General features: G+C 50.2%; 17 protein-coding genes. 13 read left to right on the top strand and 4 right to left on the bottom strand.

All coding sequences use genetic code 11. From position 1 onward, the window contains the following. Positions 1 to 30: 30 nt before the first annotated feature. The 6 genes from ACQKPA_RS11030 to ACQKPA_RS11005 all read left to right on the top strand — a co-directional run bounded on the left by ACQKPA_RS11030 (position 31) and on the right by ACQKPA_RS11005 (position 5447). A complete protein-coding gene (locus ACQKPA_RS11030; RefSeq protein ID WP_427492120.1) occupies positions 31 to 1776 on the top strand; it encodes an ABC transporter ATP-binding protein in 1746 nt (581 codons plus the stop codon). Then, positions 1773 to 3578: an ABC transporter ATP-binding protein gene (locus ACQKPA_RS11025; protein ID WP_427492118.1), complete on the top strand. Its 1806-nt coding sequence runs from the start codon at positions 1773 to 1775 to the stop codon at positions 3576 to 3578. Before ACQKPA_RS11030 ends, ACQKPA_RS11025 begins: the two co-directional genes overlap by 4 nt. A 140-nt stretch (positions 3579 to 3718) precedes the next feature. Next, complete coding sequence (locus ACQKPA_RS11020; RefSeq protein WP_427492116.1) at positions 3719 to 3952, top strand: hypothetical protein; 234 nt, start codon at positions 3719 to 3721, stop codon at positions 3950 to 3952. 211 nt (positions 3953 to 4163) lie between these two features. After that, positions 4164 to 4463: a phage holin family protein gene (locus ACQKPA_RS11015; protein ID WP_071222109.1), complete on the top strand. Its 300-nt coding sequence runs from the start codon at positions 4164 to 4166 to the stop codon at positions 4461 to 4463. 113 nt (positions 4464 to 4576) lie between these two features. Beyond that, positions 4577 to 5095, top strand: coding sequence for a DinB family protein (locus ACQKPA_RS11010; protein WP_427492114.1), 519 nt, complete (start codon positions 4577 to 4579; stop codon positions 5093 to 5095). A 190-nt stretch (positions 5096 to 5285) separates the two neighbouring features. Continuing rightward, on the top strand, positions 5286 to 5447 hold the full coding sequence (locus ACQKPA_RS11005) for a hypothetical protein (RefSeq protein ID WP_427492112.1): 162 nt from the start codon (positions 5286 to 5288) through the stop codon (positions 5445 to 5447). Between the two features lie 51 nt (positions 5448 to 5498). Here the strand turns inward: ACQKPA_RS11005 and ACQKPA_RS11000 are convergent, their stop codons facing one another. Together ACQKPA_RS11000 and ACQKPA_RS10995 are read right to left on the bottom strand one after the other, a co-directional pair. Then, entirely contained in the window at positions 5499 to 5729 is a 231-nt protein-coding gene (locus ACQKPA_RS11000; RefSeq protein ID WP_071222107.1) for a hypothetical protein, read from the bottom strand. Continuing rightward, on the bottom strand, positions 5730 to 6305 hold the full coding sequence (locus ACQKPA_RS10995) for a 5' nucleotidase, NT5C type (RefSeq protein WP_071222106.1): 576 nt from the start codon (positions 6303 to 6305) through the stop codon (positions 5730 to 5732). 286 nt (positions 6306 to 6591) lie between these two features. Here ACQKPA_RS10995 and ACQKPA_RS10990 point away from each other — a divergent pair, with 286 nt between their 5' ends. From ACQKPA_RS10990 to ACQKPA_RS10980, 3 genes are all read left to right on the top strand, one after another. Continuing rightward, positions 6592 to 8844, top strand: coding sequence for an ATP-binding cassette domain-containing protein (locus ACQKPA_RS10990; RefSeq protein WP_427492109.1), 2253 nt, complete (start codon positions 6592 to 6594; stop codon positions 8842 to 8844). Positions 8845 to 9136: 292 nt separating this feature from the next. Next, on the top strand, positions 9137 to 10813 hold the full coding sequence (locus ACQKPA_RS10985; RefSeq protein WP_427492107.1) for a glycoside hydrolase family 13 protein: 1677 nt from the start codon (positions 9137 to 9139) through the stop codon (positions 10811 to 10813). Between the two features lie 39 nt (positions 10814 to 10852). Beyond that, positions 10853 to 11914 carry an NAD(P)-dependent alcohol dehydrogenase gene (locus ACQKPA_RS10980; RefSeq protein WP_427492105.1) on the top strand — a complete coding sequence of 354 codons (1062 nt, stop codon included), beginning with the start codon at positions 10853 to 10855 and terminating at the stop codon, positions 11912 to 11914. 130 nt (positions 11915 to 12044) lie between these two features. Here the strand turns inward: ACQKPA_RS10980 and ACQKPA_RS10975 are convergent, their stop codons facing one another. Together ACQKPA_RS10975 and ACQKPA_RS10970 are read right to left on the bottom strand one after the other, a co-directional pair. After that, a complete protein-coding gene (locus ACQKPA_RS10975; RefSeq protein WP_427492103.1) occupies positions 12045 to 12893 on the bottom strand; it encodes a hypothetical protein in 849 nt (282 codons plus the stop codon). Continuing rightward, complete coding sequence (locus ACQKPA_RS10970) at positions 12890 to 13408, bottom strand: sigma-70 family RNA polymerase sigma factor (protein WP_427492101.1); 519 nt, start codon at positions 13406 to 13408, stop codon at positions 12890 to 12892. The genes ACQKPA_RS10975 and ACQKPA_RS10970 overlap by 4 nt, the downstream gene beginning before the upstream one ends. A gap of 711 nt (positions 13409 to 14119) precedes the next feature. On the opposite strand from ACQKPA_RS10970, the gene ACQKPA_RS10965 reads away from it, so the two are divergent. The 4 genes from ACQKPA_RS10965 (at position 14120) to ACQKPA_RS10950 (ending at position 16534) form a co-directional block, all read left to right on the top strand. Continuing rightward, a complete protein-coding gene (locus tag ACQKPA_RS10965; RefSeq protein WP_427492099.1) occupies positions 14120 to 14440 on the top strand; it encodes a PadR family transcriptional regulator in 321 nt (106 codons plus the stop codon). Between the two features lie 71 nt (positions 14441 to 14511). After that, positions 14512 to 14853 (top strand): DUF1048 domain-containing protein, encoded by a 342-nt coding sequence (locus tag ACQKPA_RS10960; protein WP_427492097.1) that lies wholly within the window; start codon positions 14512 to 14514, stop codon positions 14851 to 14853. A gap of 169 nt (positions 14854 to 15022) precedes the next feature. Further along, positions 15023 to 15784 (top strand): ABC transporter ATP-binding protein, encoded by a 762-nt coding sequence (locus ACQKPA_RS10955; RefSeq protein WP_427492094.1) that lies wholly within the window; start codon positions 15023 to 15025, stop codon positions 15782 to 15784. Then, positions 15785 to 16534 carry an ABC transporter permease gene (locus tag ACQKPA_RS10950; RefSeq protein WP_427492092.1) on the top strand — a complete coding sequence of 250 codons (750 nt, stop codon included), beginning with the start codon at positions 15785 to 15787 and terminating at the stop codon, positions 16532 to 16534. The last annotated feature ends 27 nt before the right edge of the window (positions 16535 to 16561 follow it).

The raw sequence follows: 16561 nt of genomic DNA, 5'->3' as shown, positions 1-16561 counted from the left end.
CATACTTGCTTGCATATGGGGGTGGGCACTGTGCCCAAACAAGAAAAGGTTTCCATGTCATGGCTGCTGCGGTATTTGAAACCGGTTAAAGGACGGCTAATACTGCTGCTCGTGTTGCTGCTGACGTCGACGGGCTTGCAGCTCTTGAATCCGCAAATTGTTAAACGGTTTATTGACACGGCAGCCGAAGGCGGGGTTATAGCCACGCTGATTCAGCTGGCGGGATTGTTTCTGGTCGTTGCTGTTTCTAACCAGCTGATAACCGTGGCTGTCAGCTATATGGGGAACGATATTTCATGGCGCGCGACAAACCGGCTTCGCGGCGATCTTTTGAAGCATTGCTTGCGGCTGGATATGCGATTTCATAATGTCAAAACGCCCGGCGAGATGATTGAGCGGGTTGACGGCGACGTGACGAATATTTCGAACTTCTTCGCGATGTTCATCGTGCAGGTTATCGGAAGTTTTGTGCTGCTCGCCGGCATACTAGGATTTATGTTTACGGTCAATCTGCCGATCGCGATCGTCATGACGGTGTTTACACTGCTGTCCATTTTGTTCATGGTGTTCATCCGGAATATGGGCGTCAATTCTTCGAAGAATGAACGTGAAGCCAGCGCTTCGCTGTTCGGGTTAATTGAGGAACGCATCGCTGGCATTGAGGATGTACAGGCGAACGGCAATGTGCCGTATGTGATGAATCGGTTTCACCGCATGATGCGCAGTGTTTTCCTGAAAGGGAGAAAAGCCTGGATGCTCCGCGTCGTCCCTTGGAACACCACGGTGATTCTGTTTGCTCTTGCGGTTACCGCTGTCCTGTTACTAGGAGTTCGCTATTATTTGATCGGTGAAATTACGCTGGGGACCCTGTTCCTAATCTATCAATATACGCAGATGCTGAATGACCCGATCGAGATGCTGGGTGACCAGGTGCAGGAGTTTCAAAAAGCAAAATCCGGCATGCTGCGCTCCAGAGAGCTGTTGTCCAACAAGAGCGAGATTGTAGACGGAGAGCAAGAAGAGCTTCCGGAAGGAGCGCTCGGTTTGGAATTTGAGGGCGTCAGCTTCAGTTATAACGAAGATAAACCGGTGTTAAAAGACATCAACTTTGAAGTCAAACCAGGCGAACGCCTGGGCATTATCGGTCGTACCGGCAGCGGAAAGTCGAGTCTCAGCCGTATTCTGCTTCGACTGTATAACATCGACAGCGGCGTGATCCGCGTCGGGGGGACCGATATCACGAAGCTGAAGCTGCCTGCGCTTTACCGCCGGGTGGGTATGGTCACACAGGATGTGCAGCTGTTCGATGGCTCGCTGCGTGACAACCTGACGTTGTTTGATCACGGCGTGTCGGATGCATTCATTCTGGAAACGACGGAGCGTTTGGGGCTTCGGCAATGGATCGATGCACAGCCGGAAGGCCTGGATACGCATCTGACAGCAGGCGGAGCTTCGCTGTCTGCGGGAGAAGCGCAGCTATTCGCTTTAACCCGGGTATTTTTGACGCAGCCAAGCCTGGTGATTCTGGATGAACCGTCTTCACGCCTGGATGCCGCAACGGAAACGATGCTGCAGTCAGCCGTGGATCAGCTGATGAGCAGCTGTACGGGCATCATCATCGCGCACCGGCTGGCTACGCTGGAGCAGGTGGATAAAATTATGGTGCTGGGTGACGGGCGAATTATGGAATTCGGCGCACGGGAAGCTCTTGCGTTAGATCCGGCATCACATTATGCCAGACTGCTGAGCACAGGCAGAGAGGAGGAACTGGCATGACCATCACGGGTTTTATAGGGCGCCTCTTTCGATTCAGGCCTTCATTATTTTTAATCAACGGTCTGTTGTGGTGCATTTTTCATTCCTTGCCGCTATTGATCGGGCTGGGGATGCAGTGGTTTTTTGACCGGGCGACGGCAAGTTCCACGGATTATGTATGGCTGGCGGTGCCCTTGATCTTTATTGCCGTTGTAAGGGTTGCGCGGGTAGGGACGTTCTTTGCGGCATTCTATCAATGGGTAACGTATATTTACCACATTCAGGCCATTCTGCGCACGAACATGCTGGCCGGGATTATGCGTTGGCCGGGGCGGAATTTGCCGGCTTCTCCAGGGGAGGCGATGAGCCGCTTCCGCGATGATGTGGATGAAGTTGTGGAATACGTGGAGTCCTGGGTTGATTTCTGGGGACGTCTCGTTTTTGCCCTCGTATCCGTTGTCATTATGGCGAGCATTAACTGGAAGATCATGCTGGTGGCCGTGCTTCCGCTCGTGGTAGTCACGCTCCTGAACAATCTGTCCGGCAACCGCGCGCGTCGTTACGGGCTAAAGAACCGGGAAGCTACGGGGCGCATTACCAGCTTTATCGCGGAAACCTTCGGTGCGGTTCAAGCCTTGAAGCTCGGGCAGGCCGAGGATCATGTACATGAGCGCTTCATGAAGCTGAACGAAGACCGCCGGCAGGCAGCGCTGAAGGATAATCTGTTCAAACAATGGATGCGATCCTTGAATCAGCATGTGCTTAGCATCTGTACGGGACTGATTCTGTTAATGTGCGCAGCTGAAATGCAGGCCGGGCATTTTACCGTCGGGGACTTTGCTTTGTTTACGTCTTACCTTGCCAATATCGGCTTCAGCATTTCCTTATTCGGTTATATGGTATTCCAGCACAAGCGGCTGAAGGTTTCCTTTGACCGGATGCGCTCGCTGTTTCGCCCTGGCGAGGAAGACCGGATTATTGAGGCGCGGGAAACGTATTTGAACGAAGAGCCGCCGGAACTGCCCGTCATTCACAGAGAACCGGGGGAGAAGCTGAAGGAGCTGGAAGTCAAGAGTTTATCGTACCGTTATCCGAATTCGGAGAATGGCATATCGGATATTAATTTCCGCCTGGAGCGCGGCAAGTTTCTGGTGGTGACCGGACGAATCGGGGCGGGGAAATCGACGCTTGTCCGGACATTGCTGGGACTGCTGCCGAAACAGGAAGGGACGATCCGCTGGAACGGGGAAGAGGTGGATCCTGCAACCTTCCTAATGCCTCCACGGGCGGCATATACTCCGCAGGTTCCAAGGCTGTTTAGCGATCCCTTGAAAGAGAACATCGTACAAGGGAAGAAAGAGCGGACGGAGGAAGCTCTGGAACGGGCTGTCCGTCTGGCCGTCATGGAGAAGGATATCGAGAATCTGGATCAGGGACTGGAGACGTTTGTCGGTCCGAGGGGCGTGATGCTGTCGGGGGGACAAATCCAGCGGGCGGCAACAGCACGCATGCTGATCACGGGCGCGGATTTATTCATTTTTGATGATCTGTCCAGCGCACTGGACGTGGAGACGGAGCAGCTGGTATGGGATGGGTTGTTCAAGGAGCGGGACGTCACTTGCATCGCGGTATCACATCGCAGGGCAGCCCTTTCGAAGGCCGATCATATCATCGTCATGAAGGATGGCCGGATCGAAGCGGAAGGCAGCTTGTCTGAGCTGCTCGCCACTAGCGAAGAGATGCAGCTGTTATGGCAGGGCGAGCAGTCGGCTGTCGAGGCTCAGGCCCCCGCAGAGGATAGAGCTGAGGTTAGCAAGGTATAACATCAAGTTTGGTTTGGAATTGGGGATGTTAGAACAGGTTTCGAATAAGGCAGCTTCCGTTGGTGTGGAGGCTGCCTTTTTTGTACAATGTATATGGAAAATAATAGGCGAGAATTCGGATGTTTAAGGAGGAGGTCATTATGAAGAATCGCAAATTCTTGGTAACCTTCGGTTATAACCTGGACCATAGCAATATCGATTATCTGGTGTCAGATCACCTATCCCGCTATAAGGGCTGGATTCAGAAGGATTATTTTGATCCGGTGCTGCACAAAGGGGCTGCGTTTATTCTAAACTACCAGATCATCGACACGAAATTGCAGTCAAGAAGAGAAGGATCGGCGGCTGACCGACTGGATCATCGGAATTATTGAAGCGGGGAGGCAGCAGCCTTAAGTGTCACCGCCATTCATATTGGATACTCACTGCGATTTCCTCCACCGGGGAAACAAAGTAATTCGTTGCTGCGTCTGCTCATCGTCAAACCTATCGTAAATTCCGTTTCGCATATTCTATTATTTTGCTTGCGAGAATAAGGATATAAATACAAGCCGATCGATAGGCTCGGGGAATAGGATGTAGAAGATGAATGGAAAGGGTGGGTTTACCATGGAATGGAGCGTCATTTTTCAATTGATTGACCCGCGGCTCTTCATGGTCGTTGCTGCCTGTTGGGTAATCGGATATGTGCTGAAGCAAACGCCCAAGGTTCCGAATTGGAGCATTGTATATTTGGTTATGGTTGTATCGATTCTGTTCACAACCGGCTTGATCGGCTGGAGCGTGGAAAATATCATTCAAGGCATACTCGCAGGAGCGTTTGCGGTGTTCGGCCATCAGGCCGTTAAACAAACGGCAGAGGCGATTGCGACTAGAAAGAAGTAAGAACGGCTGAATGCCCCGGGATGATTTTTGCCTAAACCGAACTTTACCTGGCAGTCTGCCGCTTGAGCCTGTTACTCTTAAGTCCATAAGATGATTTAAGGGAGCGTGAAGATTTGCAGAGGAAAACGTTGACGGTTGAGGCACTGCCTGGGTTTGAGCCGGAGATCGGCCGCTGGATATGGGGACTTGAGGATGTGCGGCGAACGATATTGAAACGGCTGGAAGGGATTCGGTATGAGCAGTTGAACCATAGGGTGGACGGTCGGCAGTCGATCGGTTCGCTGTTGTACCATATTGCTTATATTGAAGCGGACTGGCTATACGCTGAAGTGCTTGAATCCGATTGGGATCCGAAAATAAAGGCCGGCTTTCCCTGGGATCACCGTACCGAAGATAACCGTCTTTCTGAAGTGCCGGATCAGTCACTGGATGAACACCTTCACCGTATGCAGAAGGTACGTCATGAACTGCTGACCCATTTCAAAGGCATGGACCTCTTGGACTGGAGGAAAGTCAGACAACTGGAACCGTACGATGTAACACCGGAATGGGTCATCTATCATCTGATAGAGCATGAGTCCCACCATCGGGGACAGATATTTCAGCTGTTAAGAGAATTGGAGCCATCTTAAGAATCGAAAGTCCACTCCGATGAGAGTTTTGGCCTTCGCGGCTAAAGACGGAGCTTTTTGAGGCTGCTGCTATTCACGTTCATATTCCCCGGGCAGGGAGCTTTCCTTGCTCTTTTTTTGTATATCTACAACGATCCAGCTTGCCAAAACGTAATAAGCAGATAAAGAGTACGGTATCGGAGGAGATAGGATGAATAATGAATTCTACGTGGGATGGGGAACGCTGGCGTTAATCAATGCGGGATTGGCTCAAGGGAAAAACAGAACGGGATTAAACTGGTTTCTGCTATCCCTGTCCCTGTTGTTAGGTCCGCTCGCAACCCTGTTTCTTGTCCTGTCAGCTAAAAGGTAATCTGAGCAATAAAAGAGCCGCCTCCCGGCAAGGGAAGCGGCCTTTATCGGTTTACATCCGTTGAAACATAGCGGTGTCACGGCTGTAGTGCGTCAGATAACCTGTCTCTTCGTTACGGATGCGGACGACATCCGGTGTGTAGCATTCAATGTAACCTCGCTCGATCTCCACGTATACGCTTGCGGGATCCTCTTCCCATACGGAAACCACCGTTTCCGATAATGCGGCCGCGAAAAAATGGATGTCTTGCGATAGGTACCGGCTATTGCGGTCTGTATTCATTTATTTCATATCCCCTTGATGGTTAGAATCAGATAAAATGCGGTCTACTAGCTCGTTCATTCCCTTCCAGGAATCCTTCAGAATAAATTCATGCTGAATATGCGCGTTCCACGGACGCGGAATCAGAATGGTTTGTTTTCCGGCTTTTCTGGCGGCAATCGCATTATGGGGACCATCGTCAATCAGAAGATCAAATTCCACTAAATCCTTGCGCTTGGCCACGAAAAAATTCTCGAACGGAATAAAAGGCATATGCCGCTGCAGCCATCTCCATTTCTCGGGCACTGAGGAGGGGCGGGCTGCGGTAACAACAATGACGTCATAATCATGCGTCATTCTGTGGACTTCGTCAATCGTATATTCATCAAATAGTTCCAGTTCTTCATATAAACCCGGCTTTCCGAAGAAAAACTCTTCCGAGCATTCAGGATGCCAGATTTGGTGCAGGTTATAATCGGTAATCTGATCCAGTGTCAGCTGAGGATCCTTGTACTGCAAATTGTGATAATGAATGGCCTTGGGTATGAGATGGCAGATGGTATCATCCATATCGATGGCGACTATTTTTTTGCTCATATCGTCATTACTCTCCTGTTAATCATGAATTCTAAGAAACGATGATGTTCCGTAAATTGTAAGGGACAGGATGCTTGTTGGCAAACCAGAATCAAAAATGGGAGGAAGTAACATTTTTCTTCTCCTGACTCATTATAAACTAAGTATAGCATTAATGCGGCAACAACCTTCCTGATATTTCGCGGTTACGGGAATAACTTAATAAAGCCTTCATCCATTATGACAGTACATGTCATGATTGCCCTTTTATAATAAGAACACTACAGGGTACAAGGGAGGAACGGCCATGGTGCAAGAATATATCAACATTCGTGGAGCCAGAGAGAATAACCTGAAGAATGTGACGCTGCAAATTCCTAAACGAAAAATCACGGTCTTTACCGGCGTATCCGGGTCGGGCAAATCGTCCATCGTGTTCGATACAATCAGCTCGGAAGCTCAGCGATTGCTGAATGAGACGTTTACCGCTTTTGTCCGTAACCGACTTCCACGGCACAGTCAGCCGGACGTCGATTCGATCGAGAACTTGTCTACGGCCATCGTCATTGACCAGAAGCGTCTGGGGGGCAATTCGCGATCCACGCTAGGGACGATTACGGATCTGTACGCCATACTCCGTCTGTTGTTTTCCAGGGTGGGACAGCCATTTGTGGGATATTCCAACGTCTTTTCTTTTAATGATCCCCAAGGCATGTGTCCGGAATGTCAGGGAATCGGCAGGAAGGTCGATCTCGATCTAAATAGACTGCTGGATACGAGCAAGTCTTTGAATGAGGGAGCGGTCCGATTTCCTATTTTCTCCGTAGATAGCTGGTATATGAAGAACTACACCCTGTCCGGTTTCTTTGATAACGACAAGAAGCTGGCCGACTATTCCGAAGCGGAATGGGATCTCTTCCTGTACGGCAAGGAGGGGAAGGTAACGTTCCCGTCCAAGGGAGGACCGGTACAGTCCGACTTCGAAGGTCTCGTGTTGAAGTTTAACCGGCTTTATATTCAGAGAGACAGCAGTGAATTATCGGAACGCACCTTGAATCACGTCAAAAATTTTATTACGCATGGCACATGCCCGTTATGCAAGGGGACGCGGCTCAGTCAAACGGCATTAAGCTGCAGGATCAACGGTTATAATATCGCCGAGTGTGCGGCCATGGAGATTGGGGAGTTAAGGGAGGTCATCCTGAATATCAAAGAGCCGGTGGCTGCCAGTATGGTGGCCAGCTTGGCCGAGCGGCTGCAGCACTTGATGGATATGGGGTTGGATTACCTGACGCTGAGTCGGGAGACAACCACGCTCTCCGGGGGCGAGTCGCAGCGGGTGAAGATGGTTAGGCATCTGGGCAGCAGCCTGACGGATATGATGTATGTTTTTGATGAGCCTAGCGTAGGTTTGCATCCCCGGGATGTTCACCGGCTGAACGACATGCTCAGGAAGCTTCGCGACAAGGGCAACACGGTGCTGGTCGTGGAGCATGACCGTGACGTGATTGAAATTGCCGACCATGTGGTGGACGTGGGGCCGAATGCCGGTACCCGGGGAGGGGAAATTGTCTTCGAGGGCACGGTTGAGCAGCTATGCAGCCAAGATTCTACGTTAACCGGGCAGTATATGAAACGTTTCATGCCGATGAAAGAACAGTTCCGGGTACCGACAGGACAAATGCGCATTGCCAATGCCAATCATCATAATCTGAACAATGTAACGGTGGATATCCCGGAAGGCGTGTTGACCGTGGTTACGGGCGTAGCGGGGTCAGGCAAGAGCTCGCTGATTCATCGTGTCTTCCTGTCCCAGCATCCCGAGGCTGTCGTCATCGACCAGTCCGCCGTCAGCACCTCGATCCGTTCGAATCCTGCTACCTATACGGGCATCATGGATGACATCCGGAGCATGTTTGCCAAAGCTAACGATCAGAGTCCATCCCTGTTCAGCTTCAATTCGAAAGGGGCTTGTCCCGACTGCCACGGCCTCGGGTTCATCTATACGGACCTGGCGTTCATGGAAGGCATCAAGTCTCCGTGCGACACCTGTGACGGCAGGCGCTTTAAGGATGATGTACTGCAGTATAGGCTCCATGGAAAAATGATTACCGATGTGCTGGATATGACCGTGCTGCAGGCACTCGATTTTTTCGAGAAAAAAGAAATCAGGCGGCGGCTGGAGGCTTTGCACGATGTGGGCCTGCACTATCTGACCCTCGGACAGCCGCTAAGCACCCTGTCCGGGGGCGAAAGCCAGCGCATCAAGCTGGCCAGTGAACTGCACAAGCAGGGAAAGATCTACGTGATGGACGAGCCGACGACCGGACTGCATATGTCGGATGTCGGGCATTTGCTGGACATGATGAATCGGCTCGTTGATAATGGCAGCTCGGTGATCGTGATCGAGCACAATCTGGATGTGATCCGTCAGGCGGACTGGATCATCGATCTCGGACCCGAGGGCGGCAGCAGGGGAGGCAGGGTCATGTTCGAAGGAACGCCTGCTGAACTGATCGCGGCGGAACAATCGCTGACTGCGAAGTATGTACGGGGTTAGCGGGAATTTAAGGGAGTGAATGCCGATCCTTACCGGTGTCTGACAGAACCCCTGCAGTATGTTACATGGGAGCAGGGGCGAATTCGCTTTTCGTAGTTTCATAGTAGACTTGCTAAAGGCCATGCTGCATATCCCCGCGGCATGGCTATTCTATGGTTGTTAGGCTTATAAGATCGCTTATACGGCAATACTGTATGCTGCGACAGACCAAGTTGGTTAATGATGTACGTGTAATGACTCGGTCTGCATTTCTAAATAAGCAGCATATTTATTGTAAACGGGGGATACGACAATGCAGAAAGTATGGTGGAAAGAAGCCGTTGCTTACGAAATCTATCCGCGCAGCTTTATGGATTCGAATGAAGACGGCATCGGGGATCTGCAAGGGGTTATATCCCGCCTGGATTATTTGAAAGATCTCGGGATAGATGTTATATGGGTATGCCCCATCTATCGTTCGTCCAATAACGACAACGGTTACGATATCAGCGATTATCAGGATATTATGACGGAGTTCGGATCCATGGCCGACTTCGATCAGCTGCTGGCCGAAATCCATAACCGCGGCATGCGGCTTATTATGGATCTGGTGCTCAATCATACCTCGGATGAACATCCGTGGTTTATTGAATCCCGTTCCTCCCGAAACAATCCGAAGCGGGATTACTATATCTGGCGGAATGCGAGGGATGGAGCCGAGCCGAACAATTGGGAATCCGTCTTTACCGGCTCCGCTTGGGAATATGACGAGTTAACGGATCAATATTATCTCCATCTCTATTCCAAGAAGCAGCCTGATTTAAATATGGAGAATCCGGCGGTCAGGGATGATCTGGTCAAGATGATCCGTTGGTGGCTGGATAAAGGGATTGACGGTTTCCGCGTGGATGCGATTACCCATATTAAGAAGCTTCCGGGTTTGCCGGATATGCCGAATCCGAATCACCTTCGTTATGTCGACTCGAATCCCGGACATCGGAATATAGAGGGCATCCATGAATTTCTTCAGCAATTCAAACGCGAGGCGTTCGCTCATTATGACATTATGACGGTTGGCGAAGCGAGCGGCATTCCGATAGCGGAAGCAGACCGCTGGATCGGGGAAGAGAACGGGTCGCTGAACATGATTTTTCAATTTGAGCATGTCAATCTTGATTTCGGACTGGAAGGTCGCTGGGATTATGCGGTCTGGGACTTGGCCGAATTGAAGCAGATCATGCATAAATGGCAGACGGGGCTTGAAGGCGTGGGCTGGAATGCTCTCTATATGGAGAATCACGATCAGCCGCGCTCCGTATCCCGTTTTGGCGATCCGGTCCATTATCATAAGGAATCGTCCAAGATGCTGGCTACTTTTTTTATGCTGATGCAGGGGACGCCGTTTATTTATCAGGGTCAGGAAATCGGAATGACGAATGTCGAGTTTGCAGAGCTGAGTGATTATCGGGATGTGGAGATCTACAATTATTACCGCGAGCGGCTTCTGGACGGGAAAGACGTGTCCGAGACGATGCGTAGAATCGCGTACCGGGCTAGGGACAATGCAAGAACGCCGATGCAGTGGGATAACACGCTCTATGGCGGCTTCTCAACGGTTGTGCCGTGGATCCGCTGCAATCCGAATTATCATGAAATCAACGTAGAGCAGCAGTTAACCGATCCCGATTCCATTCTGAATTACTATAAAGCCTTGATCCGACTGCGCAAATCCAGTGAGGCGCTGATCTACGGAAAATATGAAGCCGTGCTTAAAGAGCATTCAGAAATTTTCGCCTATTCCAGATCGCTCAGGAACGAGGCGTACTTGATTGTTCTCAACTTCTATAGCGGAACACCGGATTTTCAATTCCCGGCGGAATGGCGTGAGCATCAACCGGAAGTTGTACTCTCGAATTACGAGCGCTCGGACCGAAGCTTCGACGAATTCGCTTTACACCCTTATGAAGCGATAGTTTATCGTGTAAACTAAGTTGGTAAGCGATTTCTTGAGATGAGAGGTGAATGCAGCTTGTCACAATTCAATATGATGTCTGCCGCCGTTCTTGAGCGCCCGTTATCCATTGGGGTGAAGCAGGTTCCCATTCCTAAGCTGAAGCCGGATGAAGCCTTGATTCAGGTGTACTGCATCGGCATATGCGGCTCGGATGTGCATTACTATGAGCATGGACGGATTGGCAGGTATGAGGTGAAGGAACCGTTGATTCTGGGACATGAGCTTGCCGGCGTTGTGGTAAGAACGGGGGAGAAGGTAAGAAATGTCTCCGTTGGTGACCGCGTGGCCGTGGAACCGGGCGTAACGTGCGGGCGCTGCTCTTATTGTAAAAGCGGACGTTACAACCTGTGTCCGGATGTTGTATTTATGGCGACCCCGCCGGTTGACGGAGCTTGGGCCGAGTTCGTTGCGGTGCGAAGCGACTTTCTGTTCCGGCTGCCGGATGAAATGTCCTTTGAGGAAGGCGCTTTGCTTGAACCGCTGTCCGTAGGACTTCATGCCGTACGCCGCGGGCGTATCCGGCCAGAGGACCGGGTGCTGGTGCTCGGACTGGGGCCGATTGGCTTGCTTGCCATGGAGGCGGCCAAAATGTCCGGAGCCTCACAGGTATATGGCAGCGACGTCGTGGAATACCGACGTAATCTGGCCCTGCAGATGGGAGCCTCCGGCGTGATCAATCCGATGGGCGAATCCGTTTCGCAGCGATTGAACGAACTCACGGGCGGCAATGGCATTGATCTTATTATTGAAACGTCAGGCAACGCCGGGGCCATCGCGGATTCGATCGGTTATGTGAACCGGGGAGGCCGGATCGTGTTTGTAGGACTGCCCACAAAGGATGCTATCCCGGTTGATATTGGCGCTTTGGTTGACGCCGAACTGGATGTATACGGCGTGTTCCGCTACGCAAACACGTACCCGGCGGCTATTCAGATGCTGCAAAACAAGGCCAGCCGCATACGCGATATCATCACCCACCAATTTTCCTTGGATCAGATCGAGGAAGCCGTAGAGCTTGCTCGCACGCACAAGGACACCAGCGTAAAAGTCATGATCTATCCTCATCCAAGAGCGTAGTTGTTCGCGGCCTGGAGAGTCGCTTCCGGAGCTGGTGCGTGTAACAAACGCGCCAATGCAGCGTAATGGACCATCATCAAAAGGCACCGCTCCAACATTTGTCGGAGCGGTGCCTTTTTCGTGTTACCGATTAGTTCGGGCGTTCATTACTCATCCAGCTGTCGATGCGCAGATCATCGCCGTAGCTGTCGCGGGCCGAAATTTCGCCGAGCTTCTGCTCGGCTTCCTCACGGGTATCGAACCCGCCGATGACCGCGATGAAGTCGTCACTGGCCGTCTTAATGAAGGTTACGTCGTCTTCCCAATAAATCTCTTCAAGAATAGCAAGGGATTCCCCTTGCGGCATGGCTTCACTGCGGATATAGAAGACCTCGCGCGGGGTTACCGGCTCTCCGGTCGAAGTGAGCTTCAGCTCAATATAGCCGGGGTCTTTATATTCGGATACGGTATGCTTCACGCCATCCTTCAGTTCAACGACAAAACGCATGGCCGAGTCGTCCAGAATCACGTTCTCATAGACATCCTTCACCAGCGGCAGAGCCAGCATGTCTTTCTTAAGGGTTTCATAATCAAAATTTCGTACTCCATTAAACGTGAAGATCAGACGGTTTGGCGCATCCCGATGATCCACCGTGTAGGCCGGGACACTGGAAACGGACTTGCCTTCCTGGTCAAATTGAATTTTTAGTACGTCTTCGGAAGCTTCCGTGCCCACGGTAACGCCGTCGGTCCGTTCGCCTCCGCCCCCGAACTGCAGAACCTGAACGATGCTGCCCACCACAGGGACTTTGGATAAGGCGTTGGCCACCGTCGGGATGTTGACCACGAATAGCAGGGCAACGGCAGCTGCAACAACGGAAGAGTATCTCGTCAAGCGCATGGAGCGTTTGCGGGCAGCCGCCTTTTTCTGTGCAGCATCTATAACGCCGGTTAGCTGGGCGGGGATTTCAATGTGTTCGTAGCGTTCTTTTCCTGTCATAGGCTATCGACCTCTCCCTCGATTAGATATGATTTTAGTTTTCCGATAATACGATAAAACCTGGTCTTGACGGTACTTTCGGATACGGATAGCACATCCGCCATTTCTCGAAAGCGCAGGTCTTCAAAAAACTTTAAAATAATGTAGGTTTTCTCCTCCGGCAGCAGTCTGTCCAGCGCATCGTACAGATCCATCTTCTCTTCCAGCGGTACGGCATGCTCTGCGGCTGCATAGTCTTGCGTCTGATCTTCCATATAAGTAACCCGCTTCTTGCGACCGAGATGGTCGATGGCAGCGTTAATAACGATCCGGGTCATCCAGGAATCAAAATACTGCGGCGTGTTCATCCGCTCGTAAGCGAGATATCCCGTATAGGTTGCCTCGGAGACGATATCCAGTGCCTCCTGTTCATTTTTGACATAGCAATAGGCTACCCGGTATAACTTGTTTTTGCATTTCTCCATATTTTCTCTGAACTGTTTTTGCTTCGACTCTTTCGCTCTCAGTTCACTCACCCCTAACTACTAGCACTAGTATTAACGTCATGGCACGAATTCGTTTCATCTATTCATTCATTGGCCGGATTGGATCATGCTCAAGTACTTGAGTGCGCTTGACTGATCATTAGACCGTGGAGGGGGCCAAATAGTTTTAACCGGGGATAAAAAAGTTGCGGTTTGGTGAGATATACCATCGAATAATCATTAAACAAAAGGCGAGCTTAACGCTCGTCTTTTTTTTGCATGCCTAAATTGATCCGGACGCAAGCTGCAGCAAGCATCGAAAAACGGTGCATGTCGACTTAAAGGAGATGTTCGAATATGTCCCCAAGGCAAAAAGTAACCGTACTTTCCAGAATTCAGCATTATCAAGCGCTGGATAATCAATACGGTTTACGGAACGTGAAACCTTAATAATCGCAGGGCGATACTGGTTTTGAAAATATTTCGAAAATCCGGTTGACAATCCATCTACTACGTATTACGATATACCTGTAGTAGGTCACACTGAATACCGACAACACTGAGCAATGAGGTTGCAAAAATATTTTTAAAGAAATTGTTGACATCCCCTACTACTCAGTATTACAATGTACATGTAATGAGTGATACTTAATAGTGTCTTTTTTCAAGTGCTATTAAGTAAAAATTTCCCTTAGTACTATGTTATACTGAATATAGGTAATACTGAATAGGGGAGGGACGAAATAGAGGAGGCTTTCGAATATGGAAAATTTAACTGAAATGCTGAAGGGTTCGCTGGAAGGCTGCGTGCTGGAAATCATCAGCCGCCGTGAAACCTATGGCTATGAGATTACCCGCCGTCTGAACGAGCTTGGATTTACCGAAGTCGTGGAAGGAACGGTCTACACCATACTCGTGCGGTTAGAAAAGAAAAAGCTGGTGAACATTGAAAAGAAACCGTCAGATATGGGGCCGCCGCGCAAGTTTTACTCACTTAATGAGGCAGGCCGCCAGGAGCTTGAATTATTTTGGGAAAAATGGGATTTCTTATCATCCAAAATCAACTTCTTGAAGTCAAATTAGCCTCATAAGATATTCCGTCCGATATTTTTGGGGTGCCTTGTTCAGCTTTATATAAAAGGAGGAAAAATAATATGTTGGAAATGTTCAAAAAAATGATTGGTGATAAAAAAGAATACAAAATGATGATGGCACGGGTCGAAGTCCTGCCAGAGGACTACCAGTTTGTATTTAAGAAAATTCAAAACTACATGTGGAATTTCTCAACGGGCAACGGGATGGATATGCTGCACATGCAGTATGAATTAATCGAGTTGTTCGAAGCCGGTGCGGCGGAAGGCAGACAAGTGCTGGAAATCACTGGTGACGACGTGGCGTCCTTTGCCGACGAACTAGTGGCAAACGCTAAAACCTATGTAGCCAAGTATCGGGAAGATTTGAATCAGGATATCATGAACCGATTGGGAAAAAAATAATTTTAATAGATAATACGACTGATTAGCTGGTTTACAAACGTGAATTACCGCCTTCGCTATTCAGTTCATTTTTGACCCGGTAGTAAGTAGTACAGATTATCAGTCATACTAAATAGATGAGTGTAGGCAATCTAGCTCCGCAAGGCACCTATTATAAGGAGGATAAAATATGAGAAATGCAGTGATTTCTGTAAAAGGGTTAAAAAAATCCTTTAAAGACAAAGAGGTCTTAAAGGGGGTGGATTTTGAGGTGCGGCGCGGCGAAATTTTCGCACTGCTGGGCTCCAATGGAGCGGGCAAGACGACGACAGTCAACATCCTCTCGACGCTGATGAAGCCCGATGGCGGCGAAGTAGGTATTTGCGGCTTTGACGTCCAGCGTCAACCGGATCATGTTCGCCAGAGCATCAGTCTGACAGGGCAGTTTGCAGCTTTAGACGGCATGCTCACCGGGCGGGAAAACCTGATGATGATTGCCAAATTGCGGGGAGTTTCCAATCCTGCTCAAGTTGCCGACAATCTGCTTGCAAGATTCAGCCTGACCGATGCGGCCAATCGCCGGGCAGACCAGTATTCCGGCGGGATGAAGCGCAGGATTGACATCGCCATGAGCCTGATCGGGACGCCAGCCGTCATTTTTCTCGACGAACCGACGACAGGGCTTGACCCCGAAGCGCGAATTGAAGTCTGGGATACCGTCAAGGAGCTTGCCGGCGGCGGCACGACCATCTTGCTGACGACCCAGTACCTGGAGGAAGCCGAACAGCTAGCGGACCGTATCGCCATCCTGCATAGCAGAAAAATCATCACGACCGGTACGCTTGCCGAACTCAAAGCGATGTTCCCGCCAGCGAAAGTGGAGTACATTGAGAAGCAGCCGACATTGGAGGAAATTTTCCTCGCGATCATCGGCAACAAGGAGGCGATGTAAATGAAAAGCAAAACAGGGACATTACTAGGGCGTTTAATGCGCAACATCATGCGCAGCCCGGATACGATTATCACGGTGGCGATTACGCCGATTATGATGATGCTGCTGTTTGTCTACGTATTTGGCGGTGCCATAGAGACAGGTACGGACAACTACGTCAATTATTTATTGCCGGGAATCTTGCTGATGGCTGTCGCATCCGGCGTCGCTTACACTTCACTGCGGCTGTTTACGGATATAAAAAGCGGGTTGATGGCGCGTTTCGTTACCATGCCTATCAAGCGCTCTTCGATATTGTGGGCTCACGTGTTGACTTCGCTAGTTTCTAATGCGCTTACTGTCGTGGTGGTTTTCCTCGTCGCGCTGCTGATGGGCTTCCGTTCAAGCGCGAGTATCCTGGATTGGCTCGCGGTAGCTGGGATACTAGGGCTGTTTACGCTGGCGCTGACATGGCTGGCGGTCATCCCTGGATTGACAGCGAAGTCTATGGAAGGGGCGACAGCCTACTCGTATCCGCTGATTTTCCTGCCGTTTATCAGTTCGGCCTTTGTCCCCACCGAAACCATGCCTAAAATTGTTCGGGCGTTTGCTGAGAACCAACCCGTGACATCTATCGTGAATACGATTCGTTCCCTTTTGTATGAAGGGTCTGTTGGAAACGGGATCTGGGTTGCGCTTGGCTGGTGCGTCGGCATCATGGTCATCGCTTACTTCTTCGCCAGTAAACAATTTAAACGCCAGTTAGGGTAAGTACACCATGATGAGATTAGCCATATC

The organism is Paenibacillus sp. NPDC093718, from assembly GCF_050279985.1.
In the GTDB taxonomy this organism is placed as follows: Bacteria; Bacillota; Bacilli; order Paenibacillales; family Paenibacillaceae; genus Paenibacillus_AQ.
The sequence above is the reverse complement of the archived record's forward strand: the minus strand, read 5'-3'. Positions and strand labels throughout refer to the sequence as shown.

What these genes read in the sequence shown, in the direction of transcription:
- ACQKPA_RS11015 (WP_071222109.1), top strand. Translation starts at nt 4,164, where the DNA reads ATGAATGGAAAGGGTGGGTTTACCATGGAATGGAGCGTCATTTTTCAA.
- ACQKPA_RS10990 (WP_427492109.1), top strand. Translation starts at nt 6,592, where the DNA reads ATGGTGCAAGAATATATCAACATTCGTGGAGCCAGAGAGAATAACCTG.
- ACQKPA_RS10975 (WP_427492103.1), bottom strand. Translation starts at nt 12,893, where the DNA reads ATGACAGGAAAAGAACGCTACGAACACATTGAAATCCCCGCCCAGCTA.
- ACQKPA_RS10950 (WP_427492092.1), top strand. Translation starts at nt 15,785, where the DNA reads ATGAAAAGCAAAACAGGGACATTACTAGGGCGTTTAATGCGCAACATC.
- ACQKPA_RS11025 (WP_427492118.1), top strand. Translation starts at nt 1,773, where the DNA reads ATGACCATCACGGGTTTTATAGGGCGCCTCTTTCGATTCAGGCCTTCA.
- ACQKPA_RS11020 (WP_427492116.1), top strand. Translation starts at nt 3,719, where the DNA reads ATGAAGAATCGCAAATTCTTGGTAACCTTCGGTTATAACCTGGACCAT.
- ACQKPA_RS10965 (WP_427492099.1), top strand. Translation starts at nt 14,120, where the DNA reads ATGGAAAATTTAACTGAAATGCTGAAGGGTTCGCTGGAAGGCTGCGTG.
- ACQKPA_RS10985 (WP_427492107.1), top strand. Translation starts at nt 9,137, where the DNA reads ATGCAGAAAGTATGGTGGAAAGAAGCCGTTGCTTACGAAATCTATCCG.
- ACQKPA_RS10995 (WP_071222106.1), bottom strand. Translation starts at nt 6,305, where the DNA reads ATGAGCAAAAAAATAGTCGCCATCGATATGGATGATACCATCTGCCAT.
- ACQKPA_RS11000 (WP_071222107.1), bottom strand. Translation starts at nt 5,729, where the DNA reads ATGAATACAGACCGCAATAGCCGGTACCTATCGCAAGACATCCATTTT.
- ACQKPA_RS11005 (WP_427492112.1), top strand. Translation starts at nt 5,286, where the DNA reads ATGAATAATGAATTCTACGTGGGATGGGGAACGCTGGCGTTAATCAAT.
- ACQKPA_RS10960 (WP_427492097.1), top strand. Translation starts at nt 14,512, where the DNA reads ATGTTGGAAATGTTCAAAAAAATGATTGGTGATAAAAAAGAATACAAA.
- ACQKPA_RS10955 (WP_427492094.1), top strand. Translation starts at nt 15,023, where the DNA reads ATGAGAAATGCAGTGATTTCTGTAAAAGGGTTAAAAAAATCCTTTAAA.